We start from the raw sequence: 24,702 nt of genomic DNA, 5'->3' as shown, positions 1-24,702 counted from the left end.
GTCAGGCAATCGGCTTGCTTTTTAAGAATTTCGACTGAAGGAGAATGTATGGAACGGGTGTACATTTCAGGACCTATTACAGGAATAAAAGATTATAAAAGAAATTTTGCTCAGGCTGTAGAACTCTTATTTAATAAAGGGTATCAAACAATAAATCCTGCCGGAATGGAAATAAAAGATGGAACATGGGAACAGTACATGAGGGCTGATTTATCACTCATGTTACAGTGCGACAGCGTGTATATGCTGCAGGGGTGGAAGAAGTCTAAGGGCGCAACAATCGAACACGATCTTGCAGTGACACTTGGAATGAAAGTAAGTGGAGCTAAGGAATAACTTATGGCTGAGAATCCTTTATTTGTTGCGTTTTACGATTCTGAAGAAGGGCTTCATTATAAAGTAGAAGAACAAAATAATGAGAAATTTCTTCAATCTTTGAATCCAGAGGGCAGGGGAACAAAAACAGATCTAAAGGGGTTCTTTAACAGGAAACTCGAAATTGTTGGAAAGGAAAAGAATGGCTCGACAATTTTTTATATAGGGTGTGAAGAAGATCTATTTGGCAAAGTTTATTATTACAAGGATGTTTATATATTAAGTGAAGACAGAATCTATATTGTTTATGGCCACACTCATGGGCGAGATCATAATTATATAAATGGAGAGTGGCACTAAGGAGGGAACAAAGTGACATTTAATGACACACCTGAATTGTTTGAAGATTGGTATCAGGTCGTACATATCGGAATGGATTATGACGACGGACAAAAGAAAAAAATTTTAGATGCTTACGGAACGCTTCCAGATTGCAGGGCCTTTCGTGAAGCCGGCAAACTTAATAGAGAGCTCTATAATATAAGGAGATTAGAGCCTTACAACAGGGCAGACTGGAGAGGAGAAACAGAAGCCGTTAAAGCTGCTATAGATTGTGAAAGTCACAGGGCAGATGTCCAGCTTGAATATATCAGGAAAAGGAAATCTTAGATTGAATCAACACGTGTTGATTTTTGCTAGTTTTGAGTTAAAAAAATATAAAAAATTCTTTTTTTTAAGCTGTCAAAGTTTATTTGACAGCTTATTTTTTTTGACTGTAAGTCTTATGAAAGCTTACAAAGATATCTTAGCCAAATATGTAGATGATGTTCGGAATGGTCGAATAACTGCAGGAATCTACACAAAAAAATCAGTCGAACGTTTTTACCATGATTTAAACAGGGTCAAAAGGTCTGATTTTCCTTATGAGTACAGCCAGGAGAAAGCAGACCTTATGCTTTCTTTCGCAGAAGAATTAAAGCCTTCTGACCTTGGAGGCAAAACAATAGAGCTCTTACCCTGGCAGATTTATGTTTTATCTAATCTTGAAGGCTGGGTGTGGAAAGATGATCCAGAGCGCAAGCGTTACAGAATGGCTTATGTAGAAGTAAATCGCAAGAACGGAAAGACAACAGGCCTTCTTGAACCTTTGATTTTATTCAATTTCTTGAAATATGAAGCATCAGAAAGCTATATTGTTTCTTCCCGTGACGACCTTGCGGAAAAGACATTCAAGGAAATTAAAGAAATAATTACGGCTGAGCCTTCCTTAAGTGTTCTCGACTGCAAGAGTCTTGCCGTAACGTTCCCGGAACGTAAATCAAGGCTTGGTTTCTTTTGTGACGGTGGAAAAGATGCCGATGGATTCAAGCCTCGTTTCTGCTGTCTTGATGAATACCATGCTTTCGCCAGCGATAAAATGCTCATGTCAATGCAGTACGGAATGCGCAGTAAAAAAGATGCGCAAATGGTAATTGTAACTACTGCAGATGTCGAAGTTTCTTCTCCATGTTATGAACAAAACTTAAAAGCAAAGCGCATCCTGAATGGGACTCAGACTCAGGATGATTTTTTCAGTGTAATATACGCTCTTGATGAAAACGACGATTACCACAATCCTGAGAACTGGAAGAAGGCTAATCCATCTCTTGGCGCAATCATAGAGCCTTCCGTAATTCAGGCAGACATAGACGACGCAGAACTTACTCCTCACAAGATTCCAGAGCTGAAAGCAAAGACATTCGGAATATGGGGAGGCGGAGGAGAACATTCATGGCTTCCTGTCGAAGTCTGGCAGAAGAACGCAACAGTAAAGACTAACTGGGATGAGTTCAAGGGAATGGAGTGTACAGGAGGCCTTGACCTTGCGCAGGTAGACGACTTGTGCGCATTTTCACTTATGTTTAACAAAGATGATAAAAAGTTCTTCAAACACAGATTTTATATCCCGGAACAGACGTTGCATGACAGATACAGAAAAGAAAATGTTAATTTCTTTTCATGGGTGGAGCAGGGCATTATTACTGCAATACCAGGAGCAACGATAGACTGGGACTACATCATAAGGGATATTCTTGAGGACTGCAGCACATATAAGGTCCGGGGCATAGGTTTTGACCGCTGGCAGTCTAGGGATGTAATAGGCGGAATAGAAGAAGAAAGACTGGATGTGATGCTTATTGAAGTAGAACAGTCTCTAAAAAAACTTTCTCCAATATTTAAGGCGTATGAGAAGGACATTAAAGACGGCCGCGTAGTAGACAACAATCCTGTTATGCTCTGGATGATCAATAATGTAGAAGTAAAGCCTGATGCAAACGGCAACTATAAGCCAATGAAGAAGAGTAAGGCCAGCACTCAGCACATAGACGGTGTAGTAAGTTCTACAATGGCACATTCCCTTGCAGACAATCCGGACATTGCCGGCGGTATGGTAGAGATGAGTTTTGAAAGCTTAAAGAATTTACTTTAATGACTGTAGTAAAAAAATACGGGAGAACTTTAAATGAATCCTTTTGCAATATTTACAAGAAAAAAAAATAAAGAAGCTTCTGCAAGTCCATCCTTCATAAGTGACGGCATGCCTTTTATTGCTGGAAATAAGGGCGCAGACGGAACTACGTTTGCATGCCGTGACAGAATTGCAACAGAATTTGCACTGCTCAATTACAATATTTTTAAGTTGAATCCAAAAGAAAACGTAAAACGCCATGCCCTTTATGATCTTCTTGAGCAGCCGAATGAAGAAGATAATCATTTTAATTTTTTTTATCAGTCGGCAATGGATTATTTTAACGGAGGCTGTTTCTGGTATAAGGCAATACGGGAAGGCCGTGTAATATCATTGTTCCGGCTTCCTGTTGTAGAAACATCTGTAAGGCGCGGCAGTTCAGGCAGAAGGGAATTTGTTTACAGAGACAGGGTTTTTACTCCTGAACAGGTCGTTTATATTCCTTCAAGGTTTGGTTATACGACGGATTACGGAGGCAGGAGCCTTGAAAAAGTTGCCGGCAGGGTTTTTGACACAGCAGGCTCTCTTGATGAATATACCCGTCAGAGTTTTCAGAACGGCATCAACGGCAAGAGGATTGTGGTTGATATTTCGCGCCTTATGCCGTCTATTACTGACGAACAGATAAAGGAATTGAAGGACAGTTTCCAGGCTGAATATTCAGGACCGGAAAATGCAGGACGTCCGCTTTTCCAAAAGAATGGAGTTTCATATTCTGAACTTGGAAGCAGTGCAGACAACAAGGCTGCAGAACTTTCAGAAAACAGAAAGATTCAGGAACATGAAGTTGCAAAGATTTTCGGAGTTCCGGAAGGAATCCTTACTGTTTCAAAAGACACGAACATTGAAAACACGTTTACTCTTTTTGCAGAGTTTGCGATTCGTCCGCTTGCCACACAGTTTCAGGAGGCAATATCTTCTCTTCTGGATCAGGAACGTTACAGCTTTGAGTTTGATTACAAGGGAATCATGAAGACGGCTCTTGCTCAGAGAGTTGATTCTTATCAGAAGCAGATTGCAACGGGAATTCTTTCTGTAAATGAAGCCAGGGCAAAGGAAGGAATGTGTCCTGTAGAAGCCGGAGACAATGTATTTATTCCTGTAAATTACATGCCTCTTAATGATGAAACGATTAACGCTTACATGGCAAAGCAGAAAAATGAAATTGCAAACGGGACAAATCCTGCAGATCCGGACAGTCAGCACTTTGGAGGCGGGGACGATAAGCAGTGAAGGTCACGCCCCGGAACGGTAGAATTACGTTTTGACGAGAGCGAACATCCGCGGGATGAAAAAGGAAGGTTTACAAGCAAAGGTGGAAGTATAAAAGATTTAAGGAAAACATCTCAAAAAGTTCTTAAAGAGAAAACAGGCAATGCGATTAACAAAAATACAAAAATAAAGGTCAATTTAAGCGGGAAAAGTATAGATAAATTGACCAGCGGAAAAGCATTACATAAAAGTATAGCAAATGGATTTACTGCAAAAGAACATTTTAAGGCTGTTGAAAATATAAAATCTATTTATAGAAAATCAGTCTTAAAAGGTACATATCCAGATAGAGATAACAATCCGAATATAAAGGATATTAAAAGGTTTGTAACTAGCTATGAAACTTGTTTAGGGAACAAGTCTACTGCATACATAACAGTAAAATGCTACAAAAATGGATTAAATAAATTATATTCTTTAGAGCTTTTAAAATAAAAAATCTGCCCTTTCGGACAGAGTCGAACACAACCCCGAAGGTCTTACAGGTTCTCACCTTGCCATTGCTGGTTTAGGCAGTGGACGGCGTTCTTAAACGTGTCGTCCCATCGCCGCGTCTAGCCATGTGGGTTATCCGCGAGTAATTCAATTATTATTCAGAATTATTTATTTGTCAAGAATTGACTTTAAAAATAAAAAATGGCTCCAGGGGTTCCCATAGAGCCTTGGGGTGATTGTTACCTTTAGGGTACCGCTCACCATGTTTTAGGGTCGGGGGGCTTATTAAGATTTCCCCCGGCTATAACATTTCTGCTCTTTCGAGCAAGTGCGAACTCTCCGCGTGAAAACACGACTTACGCAGTTCTGATCATGCCGTTTCCGGTTTAGAAGTGCACAGGCGACAGAATCCCCTATGCTTCACATTAATTATACATCATTTCCCGCGATTGTCAATTTACAGCGGTCATTCCAGCTTCTGGAATACTTCAGGTATCCATAACTTAGGGTTCCATGAAATTTTATAATTATAGGATTTTAAGTTGTCAGAAGGTTTTATTTGTTCAGAAAAGTATGTAATATCCTGCTTTTGCCCTAAATAATGCCTCAGGTAACTATTTTCCCCGGATTTAAGGACAATTTCAATGTCACCATCTCTATCTATCTGTATATGTGCATACCCTTCGCATGAAAAGACAGTTTCTCCCAGTCGAACATTGTAGAATACAATTCGCCGGTAAGAGTTAAAATTCCCTTCATCAAATTCAAGGTTGTTCACAGTCTTGGCATATTCTGTCATGTACTGAGAAGCTTTTGCTTTTCTCTCATAGTCTAATTGCGCTTTGTCACCTTCAGACAAACACGAAAAAAACATACAAGAAAAAAGAACTGAAATAATTAAAAATATAAATTTTTTCATAATATCCTCCGCCATATACAGTCAAAAGTACTAATGACTGTATCAGCAGTAATAACTACCATCCAGACGACAGGAGAAAAAAAGAAATGAGTAAGACTCTTATGGACAGAATAGAAGCAGGACGTGAATTCCGGTCAATAAAACTGGAATGCCGGAAAAGTGAAGATGATAAAAGCTTCATTGTTGAAGGATACGCTTCAACTTTTGGAGAAGAATACAAACTGTTTAGTGGCGAATCAGCGGATTATGTGGAAGTTGTGGACAGGAATGCCTTTGCCTCTACTGACATGTCGGACGTAATCTTTCAGTACGATCATGAAGGTCGGGTATTTGCCCGCGGTTCAAACGGAACTCTGAAAGTAGAACCTGATGAGCACGGGCTTAAGGTTATAGCAGACCTTGGCGGGACAGAAGAAGGCAGAAAGCTTTATGAAGAAATTAAAGGCGGCTACACAAATAAAATGAGTTTCGGCTTTTCCGTCCGCGGTGAAACTGAATCATGGACAAAACAGGAAAACGGGCGCAGTAAATACACCCGCACGATAACAGACGTGGAAAAACTCTATGACGTTTCAGCCGTTTCACTTCCGGCAAACGACGGTACGGAGATTTCAGCCAGACGCCTTCGCGACGGAGCGAACGCAAGGCATGAAGCGGAGCGACTTCAGCAGACTGAAAAAGAAGCCATGACTGTAGAAAGTGAGAGCAGGGCAAGGAAGCTCAGCCTCATGAAGTTACATTTTTAATTTTCAGGAGTAAAACCTATGAAAGAAAAAATTGAAAAGCGTTCCGCTCTGATTAGAGAGCTGGAAGAAATGAATGCAAAGGCTGATTCAGAAAAGCGTGCATTTACGGATGAAGAGAAAAAACTCTTTGATGAAAAATCTGCAGAAGTTAGGAAACTGACTGAGGAAATCAAGTTTGAAGAACAGCGTGCTTCAACTATGAAAGAGTTTTCTGAAATCTCAAAGCCTGCAGAAGGAAAGGAAGACCGCAGTGCTGATACTGCATTCCTCAAGGTTGAAAAACGCGCCGGTGGTGTTGAACTCAGAACTGCAGATATGACAATGGCTGACGGTGGTGCTGCTATTGCCCCGGAACAGTTTGTAAACGACATCATCAGAGCTGTTGAAAAAGAAGCTCTTGTTTATCCTCGCGTCAGAAAAATCCCTGTTTCCGGGGCAGGTTCTCTCGGCCTTCCTTATGAAGCAGCAGATGCATCTGATGCTGACTGGACTGCAGAAGTTCCATCAAGTGAAATCTCTGCAGATAACACCTGGAAGTTCGGTAAGAGAAGCCTTTCTCCTGCTGACCTTACAAAACTCATCAAGGTATCAAAGAAACTCCTTGCTACAAGTGCAGTTTCCATTGATGCACTTGCAAAGGAAAAGATTTCCCAGAAGCTTATTGCAGCCTTTGAAAATGCAATTATCAACGGAACAGGCGTTGCCGCTGCAAACAGTGGTAATGTAACTCAGCCTCTTGGTCTGTTTACTGCTTCTGCTGATGGAATTTCTACTGCCCGTGATGTTGAAACAAAAACAGCCCTTACAATCAGTGCTGACGACATCATCAACATGTACATGAACCTTCGTCCAGCATACCGCAGAAAGGCAGTTTGGATCATGAATTCAGACATCCTTAAGCAGGTAATGCTCTTAAAGGACAAGAACGATCAGTATCTGTGGCATGAATCACTTCGTGTCGGAGAACCTTCTACACTTATGGGACTCCCTGTTCTTGAAAGTGAATACGCTCCTGGTGGAAGCGGAACCGGCGGAGCTCTTGCAGCAGGCGATTACGTTATGGTTCTGGGAGACCTTGACCATTATCAGTTTGCATACTGGAAGGGTATGGATATCACCGTAGCAAATGAAGTATTTGCCGGAAAGAACCAGGTAGGTTTCTACGGACATACACTTGCTGACGGTATGCCTACACTTGCAGAAGCATTCACCCGCCTTAAGATTAAGGCTGGCAGCTGATATTAGACAGCTTTACGGGGCTTGAATCCTTTTTTCAAGGGTTCAGGCTTCGTTATATTCAGGAGGAAAAATCGAATGTCAGAGAACAAGAAGAAAACAGAAAAGCCTGAAAATCTTGATTCTTTTACGGAACTTGAAGGACAGCGCCCTAAAAGTGATACGACAAAAACTGCAGAAGAAAAGAAAGAAGCCCTGGTAAAAATAAGGGCTCTTAAAACTATCCGCGGTGTTTACGGAGCTTTTGATTCTGGTAATGAATATGAAGTTCCGGAGAGTACGGCTGATATTCTCTGTAAAGACGAAAGGGCTAAAAAATGCTGATAACAAAGGCTCAGCTTGAAGCATTCACCGGACGCGTTTTTACCGAATCAGATGAATGGTCTGACCTGGTAGATATCTTTATAGGGTCCGCACAGGCTGAAATTGTTAATTACCTCGGTTTTAATCCTGAAACAGATGAGGATCTTCAGGATTATGAACTTCTGCAGATTAAAAACGTATGCCTTGAGATTGCAGCTCTTATTGCAATGGAATCAGACTGTAACCTTGGCGTGAATTCTTCAAGCGAGACTGGGGGAATTTCCCGTTCATTTCTTAATGTCGTGGATTTTTCCCGTTACCTTGCAAAACTTTCATCTTATGTAAGAAAAAGAGGGTTTTAATGGCTGAATCACAGTGGATCAGTGTAACTGCATCAGTTGAGGAAGTACAGAAAGCTCTTGCCGGAACTTCCAAAAGCCTTAATTCAATTCAGCGTCAGACTATTGCTGTAATTGCAAGGGGAACCGTTAAGGCAATAAAACAGGGAATCAAAGAATCTGTGGGGAAGAGGACCGGAGAACTTCTTAAATGTTACGGCTATAGAATAAGGCGTGACGGTTCAAGGGGTTCTGTTTATCCCCGCGGAAGTTCAGGCTCTCATATTTTCCCTAAAGCATTTATTCAGAACTACGGCCATGAAGGTCCTACTGCAAGGGCTTCTTCCTGGAAGATTTTGCCTAAGGCTTTTATCCAGAAAGGCGAGAAATACGCATCCGGTTCTGACTACATGAGGGAGCTTCAGTCTCTTGTGGATAAAAATCTAAAAAAATACTGGGGGTAAACAATGGACGGTATTTATGAAACCTTAAAAAACTTTCTGCTTAATGAAGTAAATGAGCGGATTGCTGCAGAAAGCGGACTTTCGCCCTTTGATGAAAAACACATCATTTTCGGGCTTGTAGATGTGACTAAGTATTCCGGGGCAAAGGTTCTTGTTTCGGTCCTTCCTGAACATCAGGAAATGGGAATTGGTAATGCTGATCAAACTGTAATGAGCAATGATGTTCTTATAACAATCATATGCGGAGCTGATACCTTTGATAAGGTTCAGAAAAAAGTTGTTCTTTATGCTAAAGAAGTGGAAGCTGCAATTCTTGAAGAAACGCAATGGCCGGGAACCATTGAATCTGTAAGATTTGAAAGTGCAGATTTTACTTTTGATGCCGGCAATATTTCAGGACAGCTTTCTGCTGTAGAAATAAAATTGACTGTAGATACCGTATTAGACACTGATCCTCTGGATGAGATGTTTGACTAAAAAATAAATATCAGGGAGATTAAAATGAGTGAGGAAAAACTTGTAAAAAAACATCTGTTTGCCTTGTTCCTTAAAGACAAGAAAACAGAAAAGTTTATCCGCATCCGTAAGGCAACGGAATTAAACCGTGCAATGAATCCTGTTACTGAAGAGTACGATTACATTGCAGATGAATTTCCGACTACGGAAGTTACAGGCTACAAGCCATCAGAGCCTGTTTCTGTAAAAGCATTTAAGGGCTCAGAAGATTTTGACCTTTTGTATGAAATCTACAAAAACAGGTCAATTGGAGCAGATGCTCATTATGATGTTCTTACAGTGTACTTCTTTGATGAGTATTCTGCTTCTGGTAAAACGTACTATTATGCAGAGTACGAAGATTCAACCCTTACAATTGACAGCTGGGATGTTTCCGGAACTTCTTTGTCTGCCAACATTGCCCATAATGGAACGCCAAAAAAGGGCTATGTTGAAATCGTAAACAAACAGCCGGTATTTGTAGAAGGTGACATTCCTTCTGATGCAGAAAGTACATATTTTGCATCTGTTGCAGAGTTTATTGAAGCTGCAGAACAGATTTCAACAGGCGTAAGCTATGAAGATTCTGAATCTGTAAGTCATGATGACGGGGTAACTTATGCCTATGGCGGAGTTACTTATCTTTATGACGGGGAAGGTCTTTATACCGGCACTGTTGAAAGTAACGTATGGACAAACCTTACCGCTGTTGATGTTACAACCATTGCAAAATGATAGACCTTTCTAAAAAGGTTCTTCCCGATTCCGTAAAGGTTTCGGGAAGTTCTTTTAAAATAAAGACTGATTTTCACTATTGGATCCGCTTCATTCAGATGCTGAATGAAAAAGTTTTTTATGAGGATTTTGATTTTCTTTATAAAGAAGAGGTCCCGGAAGACAGAAAATCAGGCTTTGAATCCTTAAAAGCTTTTGCGTTCCCAAAAAGGGAACTTCCACGAAGTACTGAATCAGAAAATCCGGATTTAATATCATACAGTTACACTCTTGATGCGGACCTTATATATTCTGCCTTTATGCAGCAGTACGGCATTGACCTTGTAGAATCTTCCATGCACTGGTATAAGTTTCAGGCACTTTTTAACGGACTCAGGGAATGTAAGTTTACGGACGTAATAGGTTACAGACTTTATGAAGTTAAGGGGAAAGAGACGGCTTACGACAAGCAGATGCTGAAAATGCAGAAGGCATGGGAAATTCTTCCTGAACTTACGGAAGAAGATAAAAAAAGAATCGACGACTTTAATAAATTATTTTGATTTACAGTAACTAAATACCGTAAAAGCTATAGTTTTATATAGAATCATCTGCATCTAAATCAAACGGATCGTCAGTATTAAGAATTGCAGCTTCTTCCCAGAATTTTTCATTTTCTTTTTCTTCTTCTTTGGAGATTTTCTTTTCAGGTCCTAAAGCTATAGCGACTATAATCAGAATAAAAATAATTGCCCAGAACATAATTAAACCTCCTTTTTGTATTTATTAATCCCAGTAAAAACTAATTTTTAAAATCCTCGTTAACATAACTGTAAAAATCGTCTTCATCATCAAAGACTGAGTTAGAAGAATTTTTATGATTATCTGTATATTTTTTGATAAGCCAACAGAGTATTAATAATGAAATAAACGATATTATCATAATGCCCTCCTTTAACACCTTCCTTTATATTTATTATAAGACTATATAAAAAAAGGAACAAGCAAAATGAGTAAGAATATTGGAATTAAAATAGGTGCAGATACTGAAGATGCTAAAAAAGGTATTAATGAAATAGTGTCTTCTATTAATAATTTAACGAAATCCGTTCAACGTTCTTCTGGGGTAAAACTTGCTCAGTCAATCAACGCATTGGGAGGAGCTTTTAAAGTTGTAAAGGGAGCAGTCTCTGCTGTTGCTTCTACCATAGAAGACCTTTCAAACGCAGCACTTGTTCAGCAGAGGGCAGAATTAACTCTTTCTACAGCTGTAAAGAACAATCCGTATTATGATAACTCTGCAACAGAACGGCTTAAAAACTATGCCTCTCAGCTCCAGGCAACAAGTACTATAGGAGATGAAACTCTTATTCCTTTTATGTCCCAACTGGTAAGTTACGGGCGCAGTGAAGCAGAAGTCATGGACATAATGCAGACTGCAGTCAATATGGCAGAAAGCGGAGTAATGGATTTAGGTTCTGCAGTTAAAGCGTTAAATGTAACTTTACAGGGAAACGCAGGGGAACTTTCAAGCCAAATCCCTGCATTAAAAAATCTTTCTTCTGAACAGCTTAAAGCTGGTGAGGGTGTAAAGCTTTTGAAACAGCAGTATGCGGGAGCTGCAGAAGAAATAAGTAATTCCGTAGGTGCAATTCAGAAGATGAAGAACTCCTGGGGAGACTTAAAGGAAAATATCGGGCGTGGAATTAATGCTCTTCTTAATCCTCTGGCAAAAGGTTTCGGTTATATTGTAGACGGTCTTAATACTGCAATATCTGGTTTTAAGAAGTCAGAAATTGAAGTTGAAGGAATTAAAAGAATAATTGAGTCTATTCCAGGAGTTAAGAGCGAGGGTGCCGGTACTGTTGATTATGTTGAAAAGAACAGTGCTGAACAGCTTGAAGCATATAAAAAAGCCGTTGATGAAATACAGAAGCAGTATAAAACAATAGACGTTGATCTTGCGAAAGCTCAGGCAAGAGTTAAGGATCTTACAGGAAAAAGAAATACTGCTGCAGCTGATGCAAGTGAATGGCGAACTGAAGAAACCTACGCTAAAGTTTCTGAATTAAACAGGCAACTTACCGAAGCTGAACAGGAATTAAAGCGTCTTGAAAATGTATATAGAGATTATCAGCTTGATTCTGGAGAAATCGGTAGTCCGGAACAGGGGGCACTTCATCAGGCTAAAGCTCGCTACGAAAAACATCTTCGGGAGATCCAGAAAGCTGATGAACAGGCAACATCTGACATTGAAAAGGAATATGACGAACTTATAGCAAAGACAGAAAAAGAAATTGAAAACAGACGTAAGGCCGGAGAGCCAGTTACTGCAGAAGCTGAGGCACAGGAAATCCTTAACAAGGAACAGGATTTTTATATAAAAAAACTGAATGAAGGGTATAAAGAAAACGAAAAAATTAAGGCATCAATAAAAGCCCAGACCGCAGAGCTTGAAAAACAGAAGAACATTACGAAGCAGACAGAAGCCGTTTCATCCTATGAAGCAGAAATTAATGCTGCAGAACAGAATATTGAAGCCCGCCGAAAAGCCGGAAAAGAAATAACTGCAGAGGCAGAAGCCCGTGAACTTCTCAACGTTCACACTCAGGCATATATAACCATGATTAAATCGGGAGTAAATGCAGAAAGTGAAGCCGCAAAGACAGCTGTTTCCAGGATAAAGGCTCTTTCTGAAGAAGTAGCAGGATATGACAGGCTCTCAGAAACTATGGGAAGCGTAAAGGCTGAGGCAGAAGAATACCTTAAAGCACATGAAGAAATTAAGGAACTCGGGCTGTCTGAATCCCTTGGAGAAACGATAACGGCTTTAGAGGCAGAAGCTGAAACTGTTAAAGACGACACAGAACTTTATGAACTGTACATTCAGCGTATAAAGGAATTAAAGGACCTTAAGTCAGGTGTAGAAAGTTTTGAATCAGAAGACCGTGTAAAAGATTTTAAGTCAAACTATTCTGAAGTTTCTGGCCGTCAGAAGGTTCTTAATGAACTGCATCAGCTGGAACTTGATTATGCAAACATGACGGAAGAGGATAAACTCAAGGTAAAGAAAGATTATGAATTAAAGCACCGTCAGCTTATGGCCTCTCTTGTGGAATATGACATTGCACAGGTTGCATCTTTTATTGATCAGTATGCACAGTGTATGTCACAGATAAGTTCAATGGTTCAGCAGAATGCAGAAAATGAAGCGACCGTCCGACAGGCAGAACTTGAAAAGCAGTATGCAGCCGGAGAGGTAACTGAAGAGGAGTATTACGAAAGGCAGGAACAGATTGAAAAGGAAGCAGCACAGAAAAAATATAAGATCCAGATGTGGGAATGGACGGCACAGATAGCACAGACTACGGCACAGGTAGCCCAGGCAGTCGCCAGTGCCCTTGCTCAGGGAGGACCGTATGCAGGACCGGCACTTGCTGCAATGATGGGAGCTTTAGGAGGTGTTCAGCTTGCGGCCGTAATTGGAGCAAAGCCGGTTCCTCCTTCCTTTGCAACGGGTGGTATTGTAGGCGGAAATTCCTATTACGGGGATAAGGTTCAGGCAAACGTAAACTCTGGAGAGATGATATTAAACAGAAGGCAGCAGAGGCTTCTTTTTGACATGATAGGTGCAGGAAAAGGTGGTTCAGTTCAGAACAACATTAACGTTCAGAATAATGCGGCCGGGCTTGCATCTGTTGATGTGCAGCATAGCGGCAATGACATACGCATAATTATTGACAAGACTGTAAAGGCAAGTCTTGAAGCCGGGACATACAGGCGTGAACTGATGCAGGGAAACATGTCTGCAAACGGCATAAACTATTCAAGCTAGGAGTACGGATAATGGCAGTGCAGTGGCCTGAAGGTGTAAATAAAAAGTTTTACGGACTTACGACGGGAGCTGATGAAAACTATGTAGAAGTTCAGTTTGAAAGCGGAAGAAAACGCAGGTTCAGGAAGAACTCTACAGTTCCGTGTACCCACTCTTTCAATCTTCTGCTGAAAACTAAAGAGGAAGAAAAAGCCTTCTGGCGGTGGTATAAGGAAGACCTGCAGGGGGGAGCACTTGAATTTGAGATTCCTTCAATTCTTGATCCTTCAGAAAATCAGTGCTACATGCTGGCATCCCCGCCTTCTGTTGATAAGTCCCAGTATCCTAAGGAAGCAACTCTGGAGGTGTATGAAGCATGAATTCAAGTTTCGAGAAGCTTATCAGGCGGAACGGGGAATATTCACTTCCGTATTTAATTCATATTTACGGAACTTATCTCAGTGACGGCTCTGAGCATGAAGTAAGCCTTTACCTTATCAATGACACGGAAGATCTCAGCTATGACGGCCATGTATATAAAGCATCGGCATTCACGTATAAGTCAGGAGTCTTTGAATACGGATTTTCAGGCGGCGGAACGCTGAGTATTGCAGCAGATGAAGAAAACCTTTTTGAACTCATTGATGCCGGTTCTGCCCTTACCCTTGATGTAACAGGGGTTATAGATGAAGATGGAGAAGTAACGGAATTAAGAAGTTTTTCTCATTCTTACGGGAAGGTCTCAGTTTCCCGCACTCAGCTTGATTTTACGTTTGATAAAGACGAACGCCTTTCTATGACTTTTCCGACTCTTATCTGGAGTGCCCAGAATAACCGCGGCAACTCCTGAACCTTCTTTTTGACTGTAGGAAGTATGAAATATGATGATCTTCTTACTGTTCCCTTTAAATTAAATGGACGCGATAAAGACGGAATGGACTGTTACGGGATTGTGCTTGAAATGTGCAGAAGAGCCGGAACTCCCCTTATTGATATAAATGCAGTTCACGTTGTTTCTGACACTCTGGCAGAAACGGCCGGAAAGCTTAATGTTGAACAGATTACGGAAGCTGAAGCCGTCGGCGGTGACATCGTTCAGTGTACCTATCAAAATGAAATTCACATTGGATATCTTCTCGATTCAAGGACCTGCATTCACATGACGGACAGCGGGGTGCGCATAAGCCCGACTTTTGCTTTAAGAAACAGAAAATATTTTAAGGTGGTGTAACATGGCAGAAGTATTAAGATACAGAGATTTTTCAGACAGTTTTGTAAAGGTTGTAGTTCCTGCCGGCAAAAGGATAAAGGAATGTTTTGAAGACATTAAATGGGAAAATCATAAGATATTCGTCAACGGTCATGAAGCAGGTCCGGATTACAGGATTAAGGAAAAGGATGTAGTCGTAATACGTTCCGTTCCTCATCTTACAGGTGCGGCAATTGCCGTCGGCATCCTTGCGATCGGAGCAGGAATTGCTGCAGGTGTTGCCCTGTATAAAGCCAATAAGGCTGCACAGAAAGCCGCTGCAGAAATAGAAAAGCTTAAGAAACAGACGAATGACGGCGTTACTAACATTCCGTATCTGAAAGGTGCATCCAATTCAATTGCAACGGGTAAGACCCAGCCTTACATTATCGGAACCCATCTGTTTACGCCTTATGTCCTCAACGGAGGCGGAAATTCCTATAAAGGATATTCAACAATTTCAGGAGCTTATGGAAAAAGACAGTTCTACAACGTTGTTCTTGAAGGAGGATTTAATCATCAGATCTTAAGAAAAATGTATTCTGATGACGTCCTGCTGAAATCATTCTCAGATGCTGAGCCGCAGGAAGGGCTCTATTCTTTTGCTGCAGATTCACAGTTTGCATCGGCTGATTCCGTTATAGAAATTGCCCAGGACGGAAATGCGTTTACAACAGAGGCATTCAATAAAAAAATTGTTGAACAGCAGGTTTCTGATCAGCTGAAAAAACATCCGGCTTCTTCTGCTGATGACGGTGGAGAAGATGATGATTATGAGGATCTTTACTATACGCTTGACGAAAACGCAATGGCTGCTGACGTCTGTATTCTGTTCAACGGATTAAAGCAGTATACTTCCAGCGGCAGCCTTGCAGAGCGTTCTGTAGAAGTTGTCCCTCAGTGGAGTGAAAATTATGCTCTTGATCCTGAAAATGCTGTATGGCACACATTTACCTTTGATCAGGTAAAGAGCGTAGATGCAACGTATACTACACTGAAAAGAACCCTTTATTTTGAAACAAAAGTAACGGGGGCTGCCGTTGTAGGCTCGTTTGATTATGGAAAAAAACTTCTTCTTGCAAAATATTCAACTCTTGAAGATTTTCCGGCACAGACAGAAGACATGTCCAATTATAGTTTCTCAGGAGATACAATTCCGGAAAGCGGGATAGAAACTTCTGACTGGAATGTGTCCGTATCCCGAAAAACAAGTAAAGGCACAGGGGTATATGCTGTTGTGATAACTCATACTGTAACGGTTTTGAAAACTCCTGCAACAGAAGACGTTACGGCGTCAAATACCTTTACATTCAAACTTTCACGTCAGCTCCGCTTTAATGCTCATGCAGACATTCCTTTCAGTTCTATCTATGAACAGGCTGAAGATGATGACGGCTCTGTGATATGGCAGAAAAAGTATGCCTGTCCTGTAACCATTAAACTCTCTTCTTCTACAAGAAAGCTTGCATCCGGAAGCGATGTATCAGACTGTTACGTCCAGTGGATTCAGTCAACTGTTGCGGATGAAAACAGAAGCCTTGAATCAGGTTCATGGGTAGCAGAAAAAATCATCGGATCAAGAGAAGCAGCCCTTTCTACGATTATCGGTTTAAGAATTGAAAGCACAACTTCAAATGAAGATAAACTCGGTAAGATCAGCATTGAAACAAGCGGTATTGCGCCGGTGTATGACTCTGAGAATGAAGAATGGAAAATGAATGAAGCTGAAACGGATTTTGAAAGGGAGTCAACTGCAAATCCTGCTTCCTGGCTTCTTGAAATTCTCACTTCTTCAAAACATACACCTTCACAGATTGACGTATCAGAAATTGACCTGGACAGTTTTGCAGATCTGTATAAATACTGTGAAGAAAATGCCCTGGAATATAACCGCGTCATTACAGACGGTATTGCTAAAAGTGATTTATTTGAAAATATTCTTTCTGCATGCAATGCCGTAATGTACCAGAACATCTACGGAAAAATTGCCGTTGCAATTGATTCTGTACGAGAAAACGCTTCGTTTATTCTTAATGAACAGAACTTAATAAGCTTTAAGTATGAAAAGACTCTTGCCAGAAAAACCGACGGGCTTAAAGTCAAGTATGTTGATGCAGCAGCCGGTTATGTCGAGAATTCATTCATCCAGCTTTATGACACTTCAATTGATCCGGATAACAGACCGCTTAACTCTGTTCTCCGTGACCTTCCCCTTACAGGAATAACGGATATTAAGCAGGCAAGACGTGCAGCTGTGCGCATGATGAGAAGCGAACGTCTCAGACCTAAGACTGCAAAGGCTGTAATCGGTGCTGAAGGGGTTTATTTTGTTCCTCTTGATAAAGTTTTAGTGCAGCATCCTTCACTTAAAAACGGACTTGGAAACAGTGAAGTCCGTTCGCTTATTACTGAAACTGACGAACACGGAATTACATGGATTACGGGGCTTAAGCTGTGTGATAAAATCTCTCTTGAATCAGACCGTACATACTTCATGATAGTTCAGTGCGTATCAGCTTCTTACTGTACCCAGCGTTCTTTTGAGATTGAAGGAGCTGACGGGCTGACTGATATGGTCTACTTTACATCAGCGTCAAAAATAAATGCTTCTGTAGAGACTGTCTTTCCACATGCCGGAGACATCTTAAGCTATGGAACAGACCTGCAGACCCTTACTTCTGCAATGACGGTAACGGCAATAGAACCGGCTGACAACAGAGGGTATACTCTGACTCTTGTTGATTACAATGAAAGTATTTTTGCAGAACCTGATCTTCCGGATTTTCCAGAATATGAGGGACACTTTACTACGGCCGTCAAGGTTCCTTCGTCAGTTCCTTCTGAGGTTCCGGATGATACTGTTACATATGACGTTCTTGCAAATGCAGTCAGTGAAGCCACTGCAGATGTAAAGGATGAAATTGTAGAAGAAATAGAGACGGATTCTTTTACGGCGTATGTGTATTCTGATGTTACAAGTGCAGGTTTTGCCGTAAACGATTCAAACAAAACTACTCAGGCTCAGACTGTTGAAATTCTGTGCCATGTGATTATTGCAGATGAAGAGCAGGAGTTTAATTTTGGAACTCCATCGCTTCCTGCAGGCTGGTCTTATACGACTGACTATCACACCATAAAGATAACGGTCCCGGCAGGAAGAGAAATCACTTCCGGACAGATTCAGATTCCCCTGCAGTACCGTGAAGTTATTTCCGTGGGGGAACTGGTTGATGAAAATGGTGTGGCATATACAGACGGAAACGGAAAGGGTTACAAGACTTACGAACTGGGAACTACGCTCTTAACTTATAACATGCCGTTCGGGTATACGGGAGTGAAGGGGGGACGATACCGCGGTGCGTTTAATGAATGGGACGGAAACAGAGACGGGGATGATGTAGTCAGAATTGTATTTAAAGCTGAAGATTCTGAAGCATGGTTATATTCAAATAATTTTATTCCTGGTGATTATTTTACATGGACCGGAGAAACTACTGACTTTACAGTTGATGGTTCAACACCTTATATATGGACTGCTGTAGCGAATTGTGTAGAAGGTGCTGAACTGAAAAAAAGCAGAGTTTATGTGTTCAATGGACTTCTCTCTGAATATTTATGGAGCGAAGACAGTACAGTTTCTCACAACATGACAGCCATGAACGACATCATGGACGTTATGGAAACAGAAACTGCTAAGCTTGCTGATAACAACGTAGTAGCAGAAGCGTATCTGTCTAAACTTGTCGCCAGCGATGCCTTCATAGACCGCCTCGTGGCAAAGAGTGCGTTTGTGGAAAGCCTAAAGGCAACGCAAGGTTTTTTTGATTCAATAGAATCTAAAAACGGTAAATTCACACAGGCTGAAATAACAGGAGCAATAACTGGAACCTTAAAATTATCACAAGGAATAGGTTTTCTGAATAAAATTACAGGGGCGAATTCTGATTCTTTAATATCGAAGATAGCCTCAATCATAGGAAACTGGCCATATTTAGTTAGTGGATATAAAGTTTATTTGAATGGGGTTTTGTCGATTCAAACTGAATCTCAAAAAATTTCGATTGAACCACAATATTTTATATATCTTGGGCAGGGAAAGTTTGGATGTTTTGGAATTGAAATTGCAAAAAAAACAGGTGGAACCGGGACCGCTGCAACTTACACATCAGGGGAAGCTTCTTCTGAACTTCGGCTTGCTCGTATTTATATACAAGACTCAGATTTATCAACGCTTAACCAATTAGATGAATATGATTTATTCTCAGGTTCTCATGTATATTTTACAGATAACTTGAAAGTCTTATATTATGATTTAATTATTTGAATAGAATTGGATTTTTAGATGCGGATTGTATTTGGAACTTACAGGAACAAGTTTTAATACAATTGTTTTGAACGAGTTTTCAAATGTTATGCCCTCTACTTTGCGTGAAGTTCCTTCAAGCCATATTCCGTTTTGAATATAAGTTTTTTCATCCTCATCATCTATGTAATAAACTGAAAAATATGCTTCTCCTTCAACTATTTGGAAAAAGAAATTCAAATCAAGGAAATCATATTTTTTATTTTCTACATTATCAATATTTATTACAAAATAAGAATTCTCAGAAGCAAGAGTGCATTCTGCTGTGTAATCCGTAAAAATATTTTCAATCTTTTCAGTTTGCACAAATGAAACGTAATCATATGCCTGCTGAGATATTTGCAAATTATTCACAACAGCACTGTTTGTTTCAACTTTCGGTTCATAACTTTTTATATCGTTTGTGCATGAGACAAAAAAAATTGTAAGGATTATCAGAATCACTTTATTCATATAATTATTTTAAGTCGAATTAAAAAAAAATCAAGTTTTATGTACTCTTAGCCTTAATTACGGCGAATTTCAATGTTAAAAATATTTCTTGTAAATACTTGACACTTCAAGATAAATGCATTATATTTTAATCATCAAGAGCAGAAATGCAAGGAGGTGATTAAAACGGAAAATCCAAAAATAACAGATTGGATTGTTGCAGTAGCCACTCTGATAACTGCTGTTGCAACGCTTCTAAGTGTAATACTTAGATAATCCAATCCGCAGGGCTCTCAAAGAGAGCCTTGCGTTATTCTAAATCATTTCAAGGAGAAACGCAAATGAAAAGAACTTTTTTTTATCTTGCAGCATTTATTGTTATTCTGGGAGCATTTTTTGTTATTCAAGGAGGTTTCTAAAATGCCTGGAGCAAAAAAAGAAGAAGGAAAGTCTTATTCTTCCAACTGGGGAGGAGCAAGAAACTTTAAGCCGGAAGCAGAAAAACGCTCCCGTAACATCGGCATCCGTGTAACGGAAGCGGAACTTGCGTTCCTGAAAGGAAAGGCAGAAGAACTAGGGTTAAGTTTAACTGATTTATTTTTAGAAGGTGTTAAAAAACTTTAATATCCTTGCCCGTCAGAAATGACGGGTGTTTTTTATAACGGAGCAATTTCGCGTATTTTCTTCAGCATTGAAAATGTCTGTGCAGTAACAGTATTCTGTGCAAGAAATTCCATTCCCTTGAATGTAAGGAAAACTTCTCCGATGATGATTTTAAAACGGGTATACGGTGTTTCATCAAATTCATCCGGTTCCCCTTCATCTATGACTTCTACACCTTCAATGTAACGTGCATCAGATAGCATTTTAAGAATTCTGGCAAACCTGTTTTTTGTAATTCCATATTTTTCAGCTGTTAAAACGGATGCATCAAAAAAATCTGAATCCATCTGAGAATCAATTCCTTTCAGAATCCTGTTCATTATACCGAATGTAGTTTTCATGATTATTTTATCGGTAGTTATTGTCATAAATGTTACAGTCATGACTGTAGAGGTATGGATTCAAAGACAATAACTCTTTTAAGGATTGACGGTAATCCGGAACTTACTGCAGCGAATATTCAGGATGATGATATTCTTCTGATCCAGCACGATATCGGGAATCTCAACTGTGATTATAAATTAAAAATCTCAAGTCTCATCAGTGTCATATCTGATTCTGTCGGTTCTGACATCCGGTCTGAAGTTTCACAAAGCATGTCTGATTTTCAGGATGATGTAGATACTCAGATAGAAACAGCTGTAACAGGAATCCGCAATGATATGAATGAAGCCCTGGAACAGATGCAGCAGGACTTGCCGGGATCTCTGGTTCTTACTGATTCAGATTTTGAAGAAATATTCTAGGAGATTTTAATGGAAACATATACAGGATTAAAAAGCATTCTTGCTGAGTATTCAAACAGAATGAGAGCCGACTGCTACGGTACATGTGCAACCGCATCTGCAACTGCTGAAAAAGTCGTCATTCTTAACTGCTCCCATGTAACGCTTACCGCAGGCTTTACAATGCGGGTAAAGTTTACGTATGAAAACACTGCATCTTCTCCGACTGTTACTTTACAGACATCAGACGGAACTACAGTTTCAAGCGGAGTGTACATTAGAGAGTATGGAACAACGGCTGTCGGTTCCGGGGCATGGCTTGCAGGAGAATTCGTTACCTTAATCTATGACGGTACAGAATGGTTCGTGGATAATGCTAAGGATTCAACACTTTCTTCTTCCCGAACAAATGCACTGCAGAACAAAGTTATTACGGCAAATATTAACGGAACGCTCAATTCTCAAGGCTCTTCATATTTTGATACGGAAGCAAATGCAATTTATTTTATTTTAGATTATACAAATACAACTTCAGGAAGTTCCATTTATCTAATGAGTAAAAATGCAAGTCCGGTTTCTTCTGGAACTGTATATTTTTTTAACCCGAGTAGTTCTTCCAAAACTCTTGCAGCAGGAACATATACCGTATACTGCAACGGAGAATCACAGAGGACTATAACTCTTTCTTCATCCGTAACGATTGCAGCACGGACAAGATATTCAATGACTGCAACTGCAATTACATCTGCAGGAACAGTTACACATCCTTATGCCTTTACGGCTGCACAGTCAGGCTTTAAATTGATGCCCGGATCTGTTGTAAAGATTACTTTTACACATGCCTGCTATGCTTATGCTAATTCAACCAGCACTTCCTATACTCCGACTCTCAACGTTAATGGAACGGGAGCAAAGAAAATATATTCTGCTAAAAATGGCAAGATTTCTGCAATTGCACCAAAGAAAGTAAACGGGGTTTTAATGTACTGGCAGCCTTATACAACTTTAGAATTGATATACACGGGCTCATACTGGCTTATCATGGGAAATCCTGTTCTGATCAGCTACAATTCCGAAGCAATAAGTTATGCAGTTTATGCGGACGGCAAAATCGAACAATGGATAAGACAAAGCTGTAGCTGGACATCAGGTGCCACTATTACCTATCCGATTACTTACAGTTACGTCCCTGCAGTGCTTGGTAGCGATTCTGATACGTCCACAAGTAGCTATTCCGGCACTGTAAAGATTTACAACAAAACAACTTCAAGCTTCAAAATTTCTGATAACCACTCAAGCGAAATCCGCAATGCAGAAGTTGCCTTTTATTGTGTGGGCTATTAATAACCCATTGTTTCCCAGTTCATCGAGTACGTTTGCTTTTTAATAATTGTTGTTAAGCTTGTCCCGTTTATGCGGTACGCATTGCTATACCACATAGAATCGTTAGTGTTGATATTCGGTGAGGAAACTACTTGCAATGCAGTATTATAAGCAATGGGTAATGTGTAAGTTTCAACTGTGTTTGTTCCCCATTGCTTAATAAAGCCGTCCATCAATATCCGCTAACAATGTATTCGCAACCAAAAGTTGCTGACGAATTAGCAAAGACGGTGAACCCATTTTCAGAAAGAGCTGTTACTTGAAACATAGTTCTACTGCCTGAATCAAGAGAACTTGTTCTTAAACTAGAAGCAAGATGAGGTGTATTTGAATATGTAATTGGGAAAGTTACTGAAACTAAAGTAGAAGTATTTGTTCCAATTTGAATATATCCGTTGTGTTCGATTTTGCCGTCCATCAATAACCAATATATCTAGCAGAATATAAACCACTCGCAGTAGAGCCATTGCCTTGGTGATGTATTTTAATAGAATCGTTGTATTTTTCGTAAATGTTGTAACAAGAAAATGTGGCAGTGTTTATGTTCTGAATATTCACGAAATAATCTGTATTGCTGAATGAAATAGGAAAAGTATATGTTACAGTTTTATTATCTCCTATCGTTGAAGTTTCATTTTTCCACTGTTCAATTCTTCCGTCCGAATGATTCTAATAACCATAAGACTGCCAATAAAAACCCTCCGTAGAAGTCGCTTTGTAGTATTCTCCATAAGTAGCGGTGAAACTTGATGTACCGCCATCATAAACTGCAATGTATCCAGCTTTAGTTGTATCTGTGGATGTTGTTATCGGTGTGACATAAATACTGTTAGCAGAAGCGTAAACAATAGGTAAAGTAATCTCTACACTTCTGTTTGAAGTATACAAAGAAGTATCTTTTCCCCATTGATGAATTCTACCGTCCCTCTGTTCAAAGTAATTTCTGCCGCCGGATAAAAGTGTTAAGTGTGGTCCATTGCACATGCAGTTCCTTAGCAATCGACAGCTTACTTCTTCCCTCAAGGAGCCACTGTTTTATTTTTCGCTTATACGGTGTCAGCTTGTACCTTGTCGGTCTCTGTCCCGGCAGGCGACCTATCTGCTTTCCTTCTTTTCTTGCCCTTGCAAGGCCCATTTTTGTGCGCTCAGACAGGAGCTGTCTTTCTATTTCTGCACTGAGTCCAAAAGCAAAGATTAGCACTTTGGATACGATTGTATCATCACACTCAAAGCCCTCTTTTATTGCCTTTACCTTTACACCCTTATCGATAAAAGTCTGCAAGATGTTCATTATCATAATCAGAGACCTGCCAAGACGTGACAATTCTGTAACAATTACAACATCATCTGCCTTTACTTCTGCCAGAAGTTTTCCCAGCTTTCTTTTTTCCGGTTTTTTAGTACCTGATACTGTTTCATCCACCCATTGTATGTGATGCAGCCGCTTTCTCTTGCAATATTCGCGTATTACAAGTTTTTGATTTTTTGATGTTTGCGTGTCCGTAGACACTCTTATGTAGCCGTAAATCATTTGTATTTATTATTTTGAAATTATTTTTTTTAAATCATACCGATTTTGACTGTAAAAGAAAATAATACAAAGGAAATAAATGAATGAGCGCAGAATTCTTGAAGGACCTTATAGGAACTATCGTGTATATACTTCCTGTCTTAGTCTTAGTGTGGAAGGGGGCAAAATTGACGGCACGTCTTGAACACCTGGAGCAGAACGTAAAGGAGAAAACAGATAAGTTCTGCCGGGACCATGCACTCATGCAGGAGAAGATAGAACAGGAACGGATCGCAACAGATTCGAGTATTACTGCGATTATGGCAACCCTTACAGAGATACAAAAATCGCTCGTAAGGGTTGAAACAAAGCTGGATGTGGAGGAAAAAAAATGAAAGTCCAAAGTTTGTGTAAACAATTAGGTGCAACAGCCTGCCTTGCTTTTTGTTACGGGCGCGCCGCTACAGAAGGTTACGGAGGTTCCGAAAAAGAAAGAGACTTATTCCTTATTAAAAGAATTGTTCAGGCTGAGGATGTATTCTTGGTGGATAAAGAATTTCATGTGCTTGATGCTGACAAATTAATCCATTTTATAAATCCTCTTGTTGCAGCAAGAGTAACAAAAAAAATAATTACGTCTCTTGATGACATAAAAGAATATGAATTTGTGGCTGTTAATTTCCGCTATGGAAAAAACAATCATTGGGTTCTTGTTCATTATGGAAAGATCTATTTCAACTCCCTTGACTACTCTCAGAGTGTCGCTCTTGGCACTCCAGTAGAGGCAAGAATCATTTATATTAAAGAGGCTGCCTGA

Annotated in this window: 32 protein-coding genes; 24 read left to right on the top strand and 8 right to left on the bottom strand. The window is 40.0% G+C overall.

All coding sequences use genetic code 11. From position 1 onward, the window contains the following. From K6D58_RS11150 to K6D58_RS11125, 6 genes are all read left to right on the top strand, one after another. A partial coding sequence (locus K6D58_RS11150; RefSeq protein ID WP_296830675.1) for a DUF4406 domain-containing protein occupies window positions 1–336 on the top strand: 336 nt, incomplete at its 5' end. Window positions 337–339: 3 nt separating this feature from the next. Further along, on the top strand, window positions 340–675 hold the full coding sequence (locus K6D58_RS11145; protein WP_296830673.1) for a hypothetical protein: 336 nt from the start codon (window positions 340–342) through the stop codon (window positions 673–675). 12 nt (window positions 676–687) lie between these two features. Further along, window positions 688–984, top strand: coding sequence for a hypothetical protein (locus K6D58_RS11140; protein WP_296830672.1), 297 nt, complete (start codon window positions 688–690; stop codon window positions 982–984). A gap of 115 nt (window positions 985–1,099) precedes the next feature. Beyond that, window positions 1,100–2,785, top strand: a complete 1,686-nt coding sequence (locus tag K6D58_RS11135; protein WP_296830670.1) for a terminase large subunit — start codon at window positions 1,100–1,102, stop codon at window positions 2,783–2,785. A gap of 33 nt (window positions 2,786–2,818) precedes the next feature. Then, entirely contained in the window at window positions 2,819–4,057 is a 1,239-nt protein-coding gene (locus tag K6D58_RS11130; protein WP_296830668.1) for a phage portal protein, read from the top strand. A gap of 90 nt (window positions 4,058–4,147) precedes the next feature. Beyond that, entirely contained in the window at window positions 4,148–4,531 is a 384-nt protein-coding gene (locus tag K6D58_RS11125) for an LPD3 domain-containing protein (protein WP_296830676.1), read from the top strand. Window positions 4,532–4,997: 466 nt separating this feature from the next. Here the strand turns inward: K6D58_RS11125 and K6D58_RS11120 are convergent, their stop codons facing one another. Next, a complete protein-coding gene (locus tag K6D58_RS11120) occupies window positions 4,998–5,450 on the bottom strand; it encodes a beta-sandwich lipoprotein (protein ID WP_296830666.1) in 453 nt (150 codons plus the stop codon). A gap of 86 nt (window positions 5,451–5,536) precedes the next feature. On the opposite strand from K6D58_RS11120, the gene K6D58_RS11115 reads away from it, so the two are divergent. The 8 genes from K6D58_RS11115 to K6D58_RS11080 all read left to right on the top strand — a co-directional run bounded on the left by K6D58_RS11115 (window position 5,537) and on the right by K6D58_RS11080 (window position 10,309). Then, window positions 5,537–6,196 (top strand): HK97 family phage prohead protease, encoded by a 660-nt coding sequence (locus K6D58_RS11115; RefSeq protein ID WP_296830664.1) that lies wholly within the window; start codon window positions 5,537–5,539, stop codon window positions 6,194–6,196. Window positions 6,197–6,214: 18 nt separating this feature from the next. Then, the gene (locus K6D58_RS11110) at window positions 6,215–7,435 is read left to right on the top strand and encodes a phage major capsid protein (protein WP_296830663.1); all 1,221 of its coding nucleotides are present in this window, start codon (window positions 6,215–6,217) and stop codon (window positions 7,433–7,435) included. A 75-nt stretch (window positions 7,436–7,510) separates the two neighbouring features. Then, window positions 7,511–7,756 (top strand): hypothetical protein, encoded by a 246-nt coding sequence (locus tag K6D58_RS11105; protein WP_296830661.1) that lies wholly within the window; start codon window positions 7,511–7,513, stop codon window positions 7,754–7,756. Next, window positions 7,750–8,097 (top strand): hypothetical protein, encoded by a 348-nt coding sequence (locus K6D58_RS11100; protein ID WP_296830659.1) that lies wholly within the window; start codon window positions 7,750–7,752, stop codon window positions 8,095–8,097. Before K6D58_RS11105 ends, K6D58_RS11100 begins: the two co-directional genes overlap by 7 nt. Further along, window positions 8,097–8,537 (top strand): hypothetical protein, encoded by a 441-nt coding sequence (locus K6D58_RS11095; RefSeq protein ID WP_296830657.1) that lies wholly within the window; start codon window positions 8,097–8,099, stop codon window positions 8,535–8,537. The genes K6D58_RS11100 and K6D58_RS11095 overlap by 1 nt, the downstream gene beginning before the upstream one ends. A 3-nt stretch (window positions 8,538–8,540) precedes the next feature. Continuing rightward, window positions 8,541–9,014 (top strand): hypothetical protein, encoded by a 474-nt coding sequence (locus K6D58_RS11090; RefSeq protein WP_296830655.1) that lies wholly within the window; start codon window positions 8,541–8,543, stop codon window positions 9,012–9,014. A 24-nt stretch (window positions 9,015–9,038) separates the two neighbouring features. Continuing rightward, the gene (locus K6D58_RS11085; RefSeq protein ID WP_296830653.1) at window positions 9,039–9,767 is read left to right on the top strand and encodes a hypothetical protein; all 729 of its coding nucleotides are present in this window, start codon (window positions 9,039–9,041) and stop codon (window positions 9,765–9,767) included. Further along, entirely contained in the window at window positions 9,764–10,309 is a 546-nt protein-coding gene (locus K6D58_RS11080) for a Gp15 family bacteriophage protein (protein ID WP_296830652.1), read from the top strand. Before K6D58_RS11085 ends, K6D58_RS11080 begins: the two co-directional genes overlap by 4 nt. 34 nt (window positions 10,310–10,343) lie before the next feature. Here K6D58_RS11080 and K6D58_RS11075 read toward each other — a convergent pair whose 3' ends face one another. Continuing rightward, a complete protein-coding gene (locus K6D58_RS11075; RefSeq protein WP_296830650.1) occupies window positions 10,344–10,508 on the bottom strand; it encodes a hypothetical protein in 165 nt (54 codons plus the stop codon). Window positions 10,509–10,755: 247 nt separating this feature from the next. Between K6D58_RS11075 and K6D58_RS11070 the strand changes: the two genes are divergently transcribed. The 5 genes from K6D58_RS11070 to K6D58_RS11050 are packed head-to-tail and all read left to right on the top strand — an operon-like array spanning window position 10,756 to window position 19,133. Further along, window positions 10,756–13,581 carry a coiled-coil domain-containing protein gene (locus K6D58_RS11070; RefSeq protein WP_296830648.1) on the top strand — a complete coding sequence of 942 codons (2,826 nt, stop codon included), beginning with the start codon at window positions 10,756–10,758 and terminating at the stop codon, window positions 13,579–13,581. Window positions 13,582–13,592: 11 nt separating this feature from the next. After that, window positions 13,593–13,940 carry a hypothetical protein gene (locus tag K6D58_RS11065; RefSeq protein WP_296830646.1) on the top strand — a complete coding sequence of 116 codons (348 nt, stop codon included), beginning with the start codon at window positions 13,593–13,595 and terminating at the stop codon, window positions 13,938–13,940. Continuing rightward, window positions 13,937–14,410: a hypothetical protein gene (locus tag K6D58_RS11060; RefSeq protein ID WP_296830644.1), complete on the top strand. Its 474-nt coding sequence runs from the start codon at window positions 13,937–13,939 to the stop codon at window positions 14,408–14,410. Before K6D58_RS11065 ends, K6D58_RS11060 begins: the two co-directional genes overlap by 4 nt. A gap of 24 nt (window positions 14,411–14,434) precedes the next feature. Beyond that, window positions 14,435–14,791, top strand: coding sequence for an NlpC/P60 family protein (locus tag K6D58_RS11055; protein ID WP_296830642.1), 357 nt, complete (start codon window positions 14,435–14,437; stop codon window positions 14,789–14,791). A gap of 1 nt (window position 14,792) precedes the next feature. Then, complete coding sequence (locus K6D58_RS11050) at window positions 14,793–19,133, top strand: phage tail protein (protein WP_296830640.1); 4,341 nt, start codon at window positions 14,793–14,795, stop codon at window positions 19,131–19,133. Here K6D58_RS11050 and K6D58_RS11045 read toward each other — a convergent pair. Beyond that, entirely contained in the window at window positions 19,122–19,625 is a 504-nt protein-coding gene (locus K6D58_RS11045; protein WP_296830639.1) for a hypothetical protein, read from the bottom strand. The two genes, K6D58_RS11050 and K6D58_RS11045, sit on opposite strands and share 12 nt — an antisense overlap. A 399-nt stretch (window positions 19,626–20,024) precedes the next feature. On the opposite strand from K6D58_RS11045, the gene K6D58_RS11040 reads away from it, so the two are divergent. Then, window positions 20,025–20,228 carry a plasmid mobilization protein gene (locus tag K6D58_RS11040; protein WP_296830637.1) on the top strand — a complete coding sequence of 68 codons (204 nt, stop codon included), beginning with the start codon at window positions 20,025–20,027 and terminating at the stop codon, window positions 20,226–20,228. A gap of 32 nt (window positions 20,229–20,260) precedes the next feature. On the opposite strand, the gene K6D58_RS11035 is transcribed toward K6D58_RS11040, so the two are convergent. Continuing rightward, on the bottom strand, window positions 20,261–20,608 hold the full coding sequence (locus K6D58_RS11035; RefSeq protein ID WP_296830635.1) for a YjcQ family protein: 348 nt from the start codon (window positions 20,606–20,608) through the stop codon (window positions 20,261–20,263). A gap of 54 nt (window positions 20,609–20,662) precedes the next feature. On the opposite strand from K6D58_RS11035, the gene K6D58_RS11030 reads away from it, so the two are divergent. After that, window positions 20,663–21,013: a hypothetical protein gene (locus K6D58_RS11030; protein WP_296830633.1), complete on the top strand. Its 351-nt coding sequence runs from the start codon at window positions 20,663–20,665 to the stop codon at window positions 21,011–21,013. Window positions 21,014–21,022: 9 nt separating this feature from the next. Continuing rightward, entirely contained in the window at window positions 21,023–22,336 is a 1,314-nt protein-coding gene (locus K6D58_RS11025) for a hypothetical protein (RefSeq protein ID WP_296830631.1), read from the top strand. Here the strand turns inward: K6D58_RS11025 and K6D58_RS11995 are convergent. The 4 genes from K6D58_RS11995 to K6D58_RS11020 form a co-directional block, all read right to left on the bottom strand. Next, window positions 22,333–22,548, bottom strand: coding sequence for a hypothetical protein (locus K6D58_RS11995; RefSeq protein ID WP_486389765.1), 216 nt, complete (start codon window positions 22,546–22,548; stop codon window positions 22,333–22,335). The genes K6D58_RS11025 and K6D58_RS11995 overlap by 4 nt on opposite strands. 244 nt (window positions 22,549–22,792) lie before the next feature. Continuing rightward, window positions 22,793–23,026, bottom strand: coding sequence for a gp53-like domain-containing protein (locus K6D58_RS11990; RefSeq protein ID WP_486389766.1), 234 nt, complete (start codon window positions 23,024–23,026; stop codon window positions 22,793–22,795). A gap of 18 nt (window positions 23,027–23,044) precedes the next feature. Then, window positions 23,045–23,359 carry a gp53-like domain-containing protein gene (locus K6D58_RS11985; protein ID WP_486389764.1) on the bottom strand — a complete coding sequence of 105 codons (315 nt, stop codon included), beginning with the start codon at window positions 23,357–23,359 and terminating at the stop codon, window positions 23,045–23,047. Beyond that, entirely contained in the window at window positions 23,307–23,906 is a 600-nt protein-coding gene (locus K6D58_RS11020) for a recombinase family protein (protein ID WP_296830629.1), read from the bottom strand. The genes K6D58_RS11985 and K6D58_RS11020 overlap by 53 nt, the downstream gene beginning before the upstream one ends. Window positions 23,907–23,989: 83 nt before the next feature. On the opposite strand from K6D58_RS11020, the gene K6D58_RS11015 reads away from it, so the two are divergent. Further along, entirely contained in the window at window positions 23,990–24,280 is a 291-nt protein-coding gene (locus K6D58_RS11015) for an SH3 domain-containing protein (protein ID WP_296830627.1), read from the top strand. Then, window positions 24,277–24,702, top strand: a complete 426-nt coding sequence (locus K6D58_RS11010) for a hypothetical protein (protein WP_296830625.1) — start codon at window positions 24,277–24,279, stop codon at window positions 24,700–24,702. Before K6D58_RS11015 ends, K6D58_RS11010 begins: the two co-directional genes overlap by 4 nt.

The sequence above is a fragment of the Treponema sp. genome (assembly GCF_024696245.1).
Taxonomy (GTDB): Bacteria; Spirochaetota; Spirochaetia; order Treponematales; family Treponemataceae; genus Treponema_D.
This window is presented reverse-complemented; position numbering and strand designations above follow the sequence as displayed.

What these genes read in the sequence shown, in the direction of transcription:
- K6D58_RS11090 (WP_296830655.1), top strand. Translation starts at nt 8,541, where the DNA reads ATGGACGGTATTTATGAAACCTTAAAAAACTTTCTGCTTAATGAAGTA.
- K6D58_RS11115 (WP_296830664.1), top strand. Translation starts at nt 5,537, where the DNA reads ATGAGTAAGACTCTTATGGACAGAATAGAAGCAGGACGTGAATTCCGG.
- K6D58_RS11120 (WP_296830666.1), bottom strand. Translation starts at nt 5,450, where the DNA reads ATGAAAAAATTTATATTTTTAATTATTTCAGTTCTTTTTTCTTGTATG.
- K6D58_RS11130 (WP_296830668.1), top strand. Translation starts at nt 2,819, where the DNA reads ATGAATCCTTTTGCAATATTTACAAGAAAAAAAAATAAAGAAGCTTCT.
- K6D58_RS11035 (WP_296830635.1), bottom strand. Translation starts at nt 20,608, where the DNA reads ATGAAAACTACATTCGGTATAATGAACAGGATTCTGAAAGGAATTGAT.
- K6D58_RS11045 (WP_296830639.1), bottom strand. Translation starts at nt 19,625, where the DNA reads ATGAATAAAGTGATTCTGATAATCCTTACAATTTTTTTTGTCTCATGC.
- K6D58_RS11010 (WP_296830625.1), top strand. Translation starts at nt 24,277, where the DNA reads ATGAAAGTCCAAAGTTTGTGTAAACAATTAGGTGCAACAGCCTGCCTT.
- K6D58_RS11050 (WP_296830640.1), top strand. Translation starts at nt 14,793, where the DNA reads ATGGCAGAAGTATTAAGATACAGAGATTTTTCAGACAGTTTTGTAAAG.
- K6D58_RS11055 (WP_296830642.1), top strand. Translation starts at nt 14,435, where the DNA reads ATGAAATATGATGATCTTCTTACTGTTCCCTTTAAATTAAATGGACGC.
- K6D58_RS11065 (WP_296830646.1), top strand. Translation starts at nt 13,593, where the DNA reads ATGGCAGTGCAGTGGCCTGAAGGTGTAAATAAAAAGTTTTACGGACTT.
- K6D58_RS11985 (WP_486389764.1), bottom strand. Translation starts at nt 23,359, where the DNA reads ATGTGCAATGGACCACACTTAACACTTTTATCCGGCGGCAGAAATTAC.
- K6D58_RS11070 (WP_296830648.1), top strand. Translation starts at nt 10,756, where the DNA reads ATGAGTAAGAATATTGGAATTAAAATAGGTGCAGATACTGAAGATGCT.
- K6D58_RS11085 (WP_296830653.1), top strand. Translation starts at nt 9,039, where the DNA reads ATGAGTGAGGAAAAACTTGTAAAAAAACATCTGTTTGCCTTGTTCCTT.
- K6D58_RS11060 (WP_296830644.1), top strand. Translation starts at nt 13,937, where the DNA reads ATGAATTCAAGTTTCGAGAAGCTTATCAGGCGGAACGGGGAATATTCA.
- K6D58_RS11110 (WP_296830663.1), top strand. Translation starts at nt 6,215, where the DNA reads ATGAAAGAAAAAATTGAAAAGCGTTCCGCTCTGATTAGAGAGCTGGAA.
- K6D58_RS11015 (WP_296830627.1), top strand. Translation starts at nt 23,990, where the DNA reads ATGAGCGCAGAATTCTTGAAGGACCTTATAGGAACTATCGTGTATATA.
- K6D58_RS11075 (WP_296830650.1), bottom strand. Translation starts at nt 10,508, where the DNA reads ATGTTCTGGGCAATTATTTTTATTCTGATTATAGTCGCTATAGCTTTA.
- K6D58_RS11080 (WP_296830652.1), top strand. Translation starts at nt 9,764, where the DNA reads ATGATAGACCTTTCTAAAAAGGTTCTTCCCGATTCCGTAAAGGTTTCG.
- K6D58_RS11025 (WP_296830631.1), top strand. Translation starts at nt 21,023, where the DNA reads ATGGAAACATATACAGGATTAAAAAGCATTCTTGCTGAGTATTCAAAC.
- K6D58_RS11105 (WP_296830661.1), top strand. Translation starts at nt 7,511, where the DNA reads ATGTCAGAGAACAAGAAGAAAACAGAAAAGCCTGAAAATCTTGATTCT.
- K6D58_RS11095 (WP_296830657.1), top strand. Translation starts at nt 8,097, where the DNA reads ATGGCTGAATCACAGTGGATCAGTGTAACTGCATCAGTTGAGGAAGTA.
- K6D58_RS11100 (WP_296830659.1), top strand. Translation starts at nt 7,750, where the DNA reads ATGCTGATAACAAAGGCTCAGCTTGAAGCATTCACCGGACGCGTTTTT.
- K6D58_RS11030 (WP_296830633.1), top strand. Translation starts at nt 20,663, where the DNA reads ATGGATTCAAAGACAATAACTCTTTTAAGGATTGACGGTAATCCGGAA.
- K6D58_RS11040 (WP_296830637.1), top strand. Translation starts at nt 20,025, where the DNA reads ATGCCTGGAGCAAAAAAAGAAGAAGGAAAGTCTTATTCTTCCAACTGG.
- K6D58_RS11020 (WP_296830629.1), bottom strand. Translation starts at nt 23,906, where the DNA reads ATGATTTACGGCTACATAAGAGTGTCTACGGACACGCAAACATCAAAA.
- K6D58_RS11135 (WP_296830670.1), top strand. Translation starts at nt 1,100, where the DNA reads ATGAAAGCTTACAAAGATATCTTAGCCAAATATGTAGATGATGTTCGG.
- K6D58_RS11145 (WP_296830673.1), top strand. Translation starts at nt 340, where the DNA reads ATGGCTGAGAATCCTTTATTTGTTGCGTTTTACGATTCTGAAGAAGGG.
- K6D58_RS11995 (WP_486389765.1), bottom strand. Translation starts at nt 22,548, where the DNA reads ATGGACGGCTTTATTAAGCAATGGGGAACAAACACAGTTGAAACTTAC.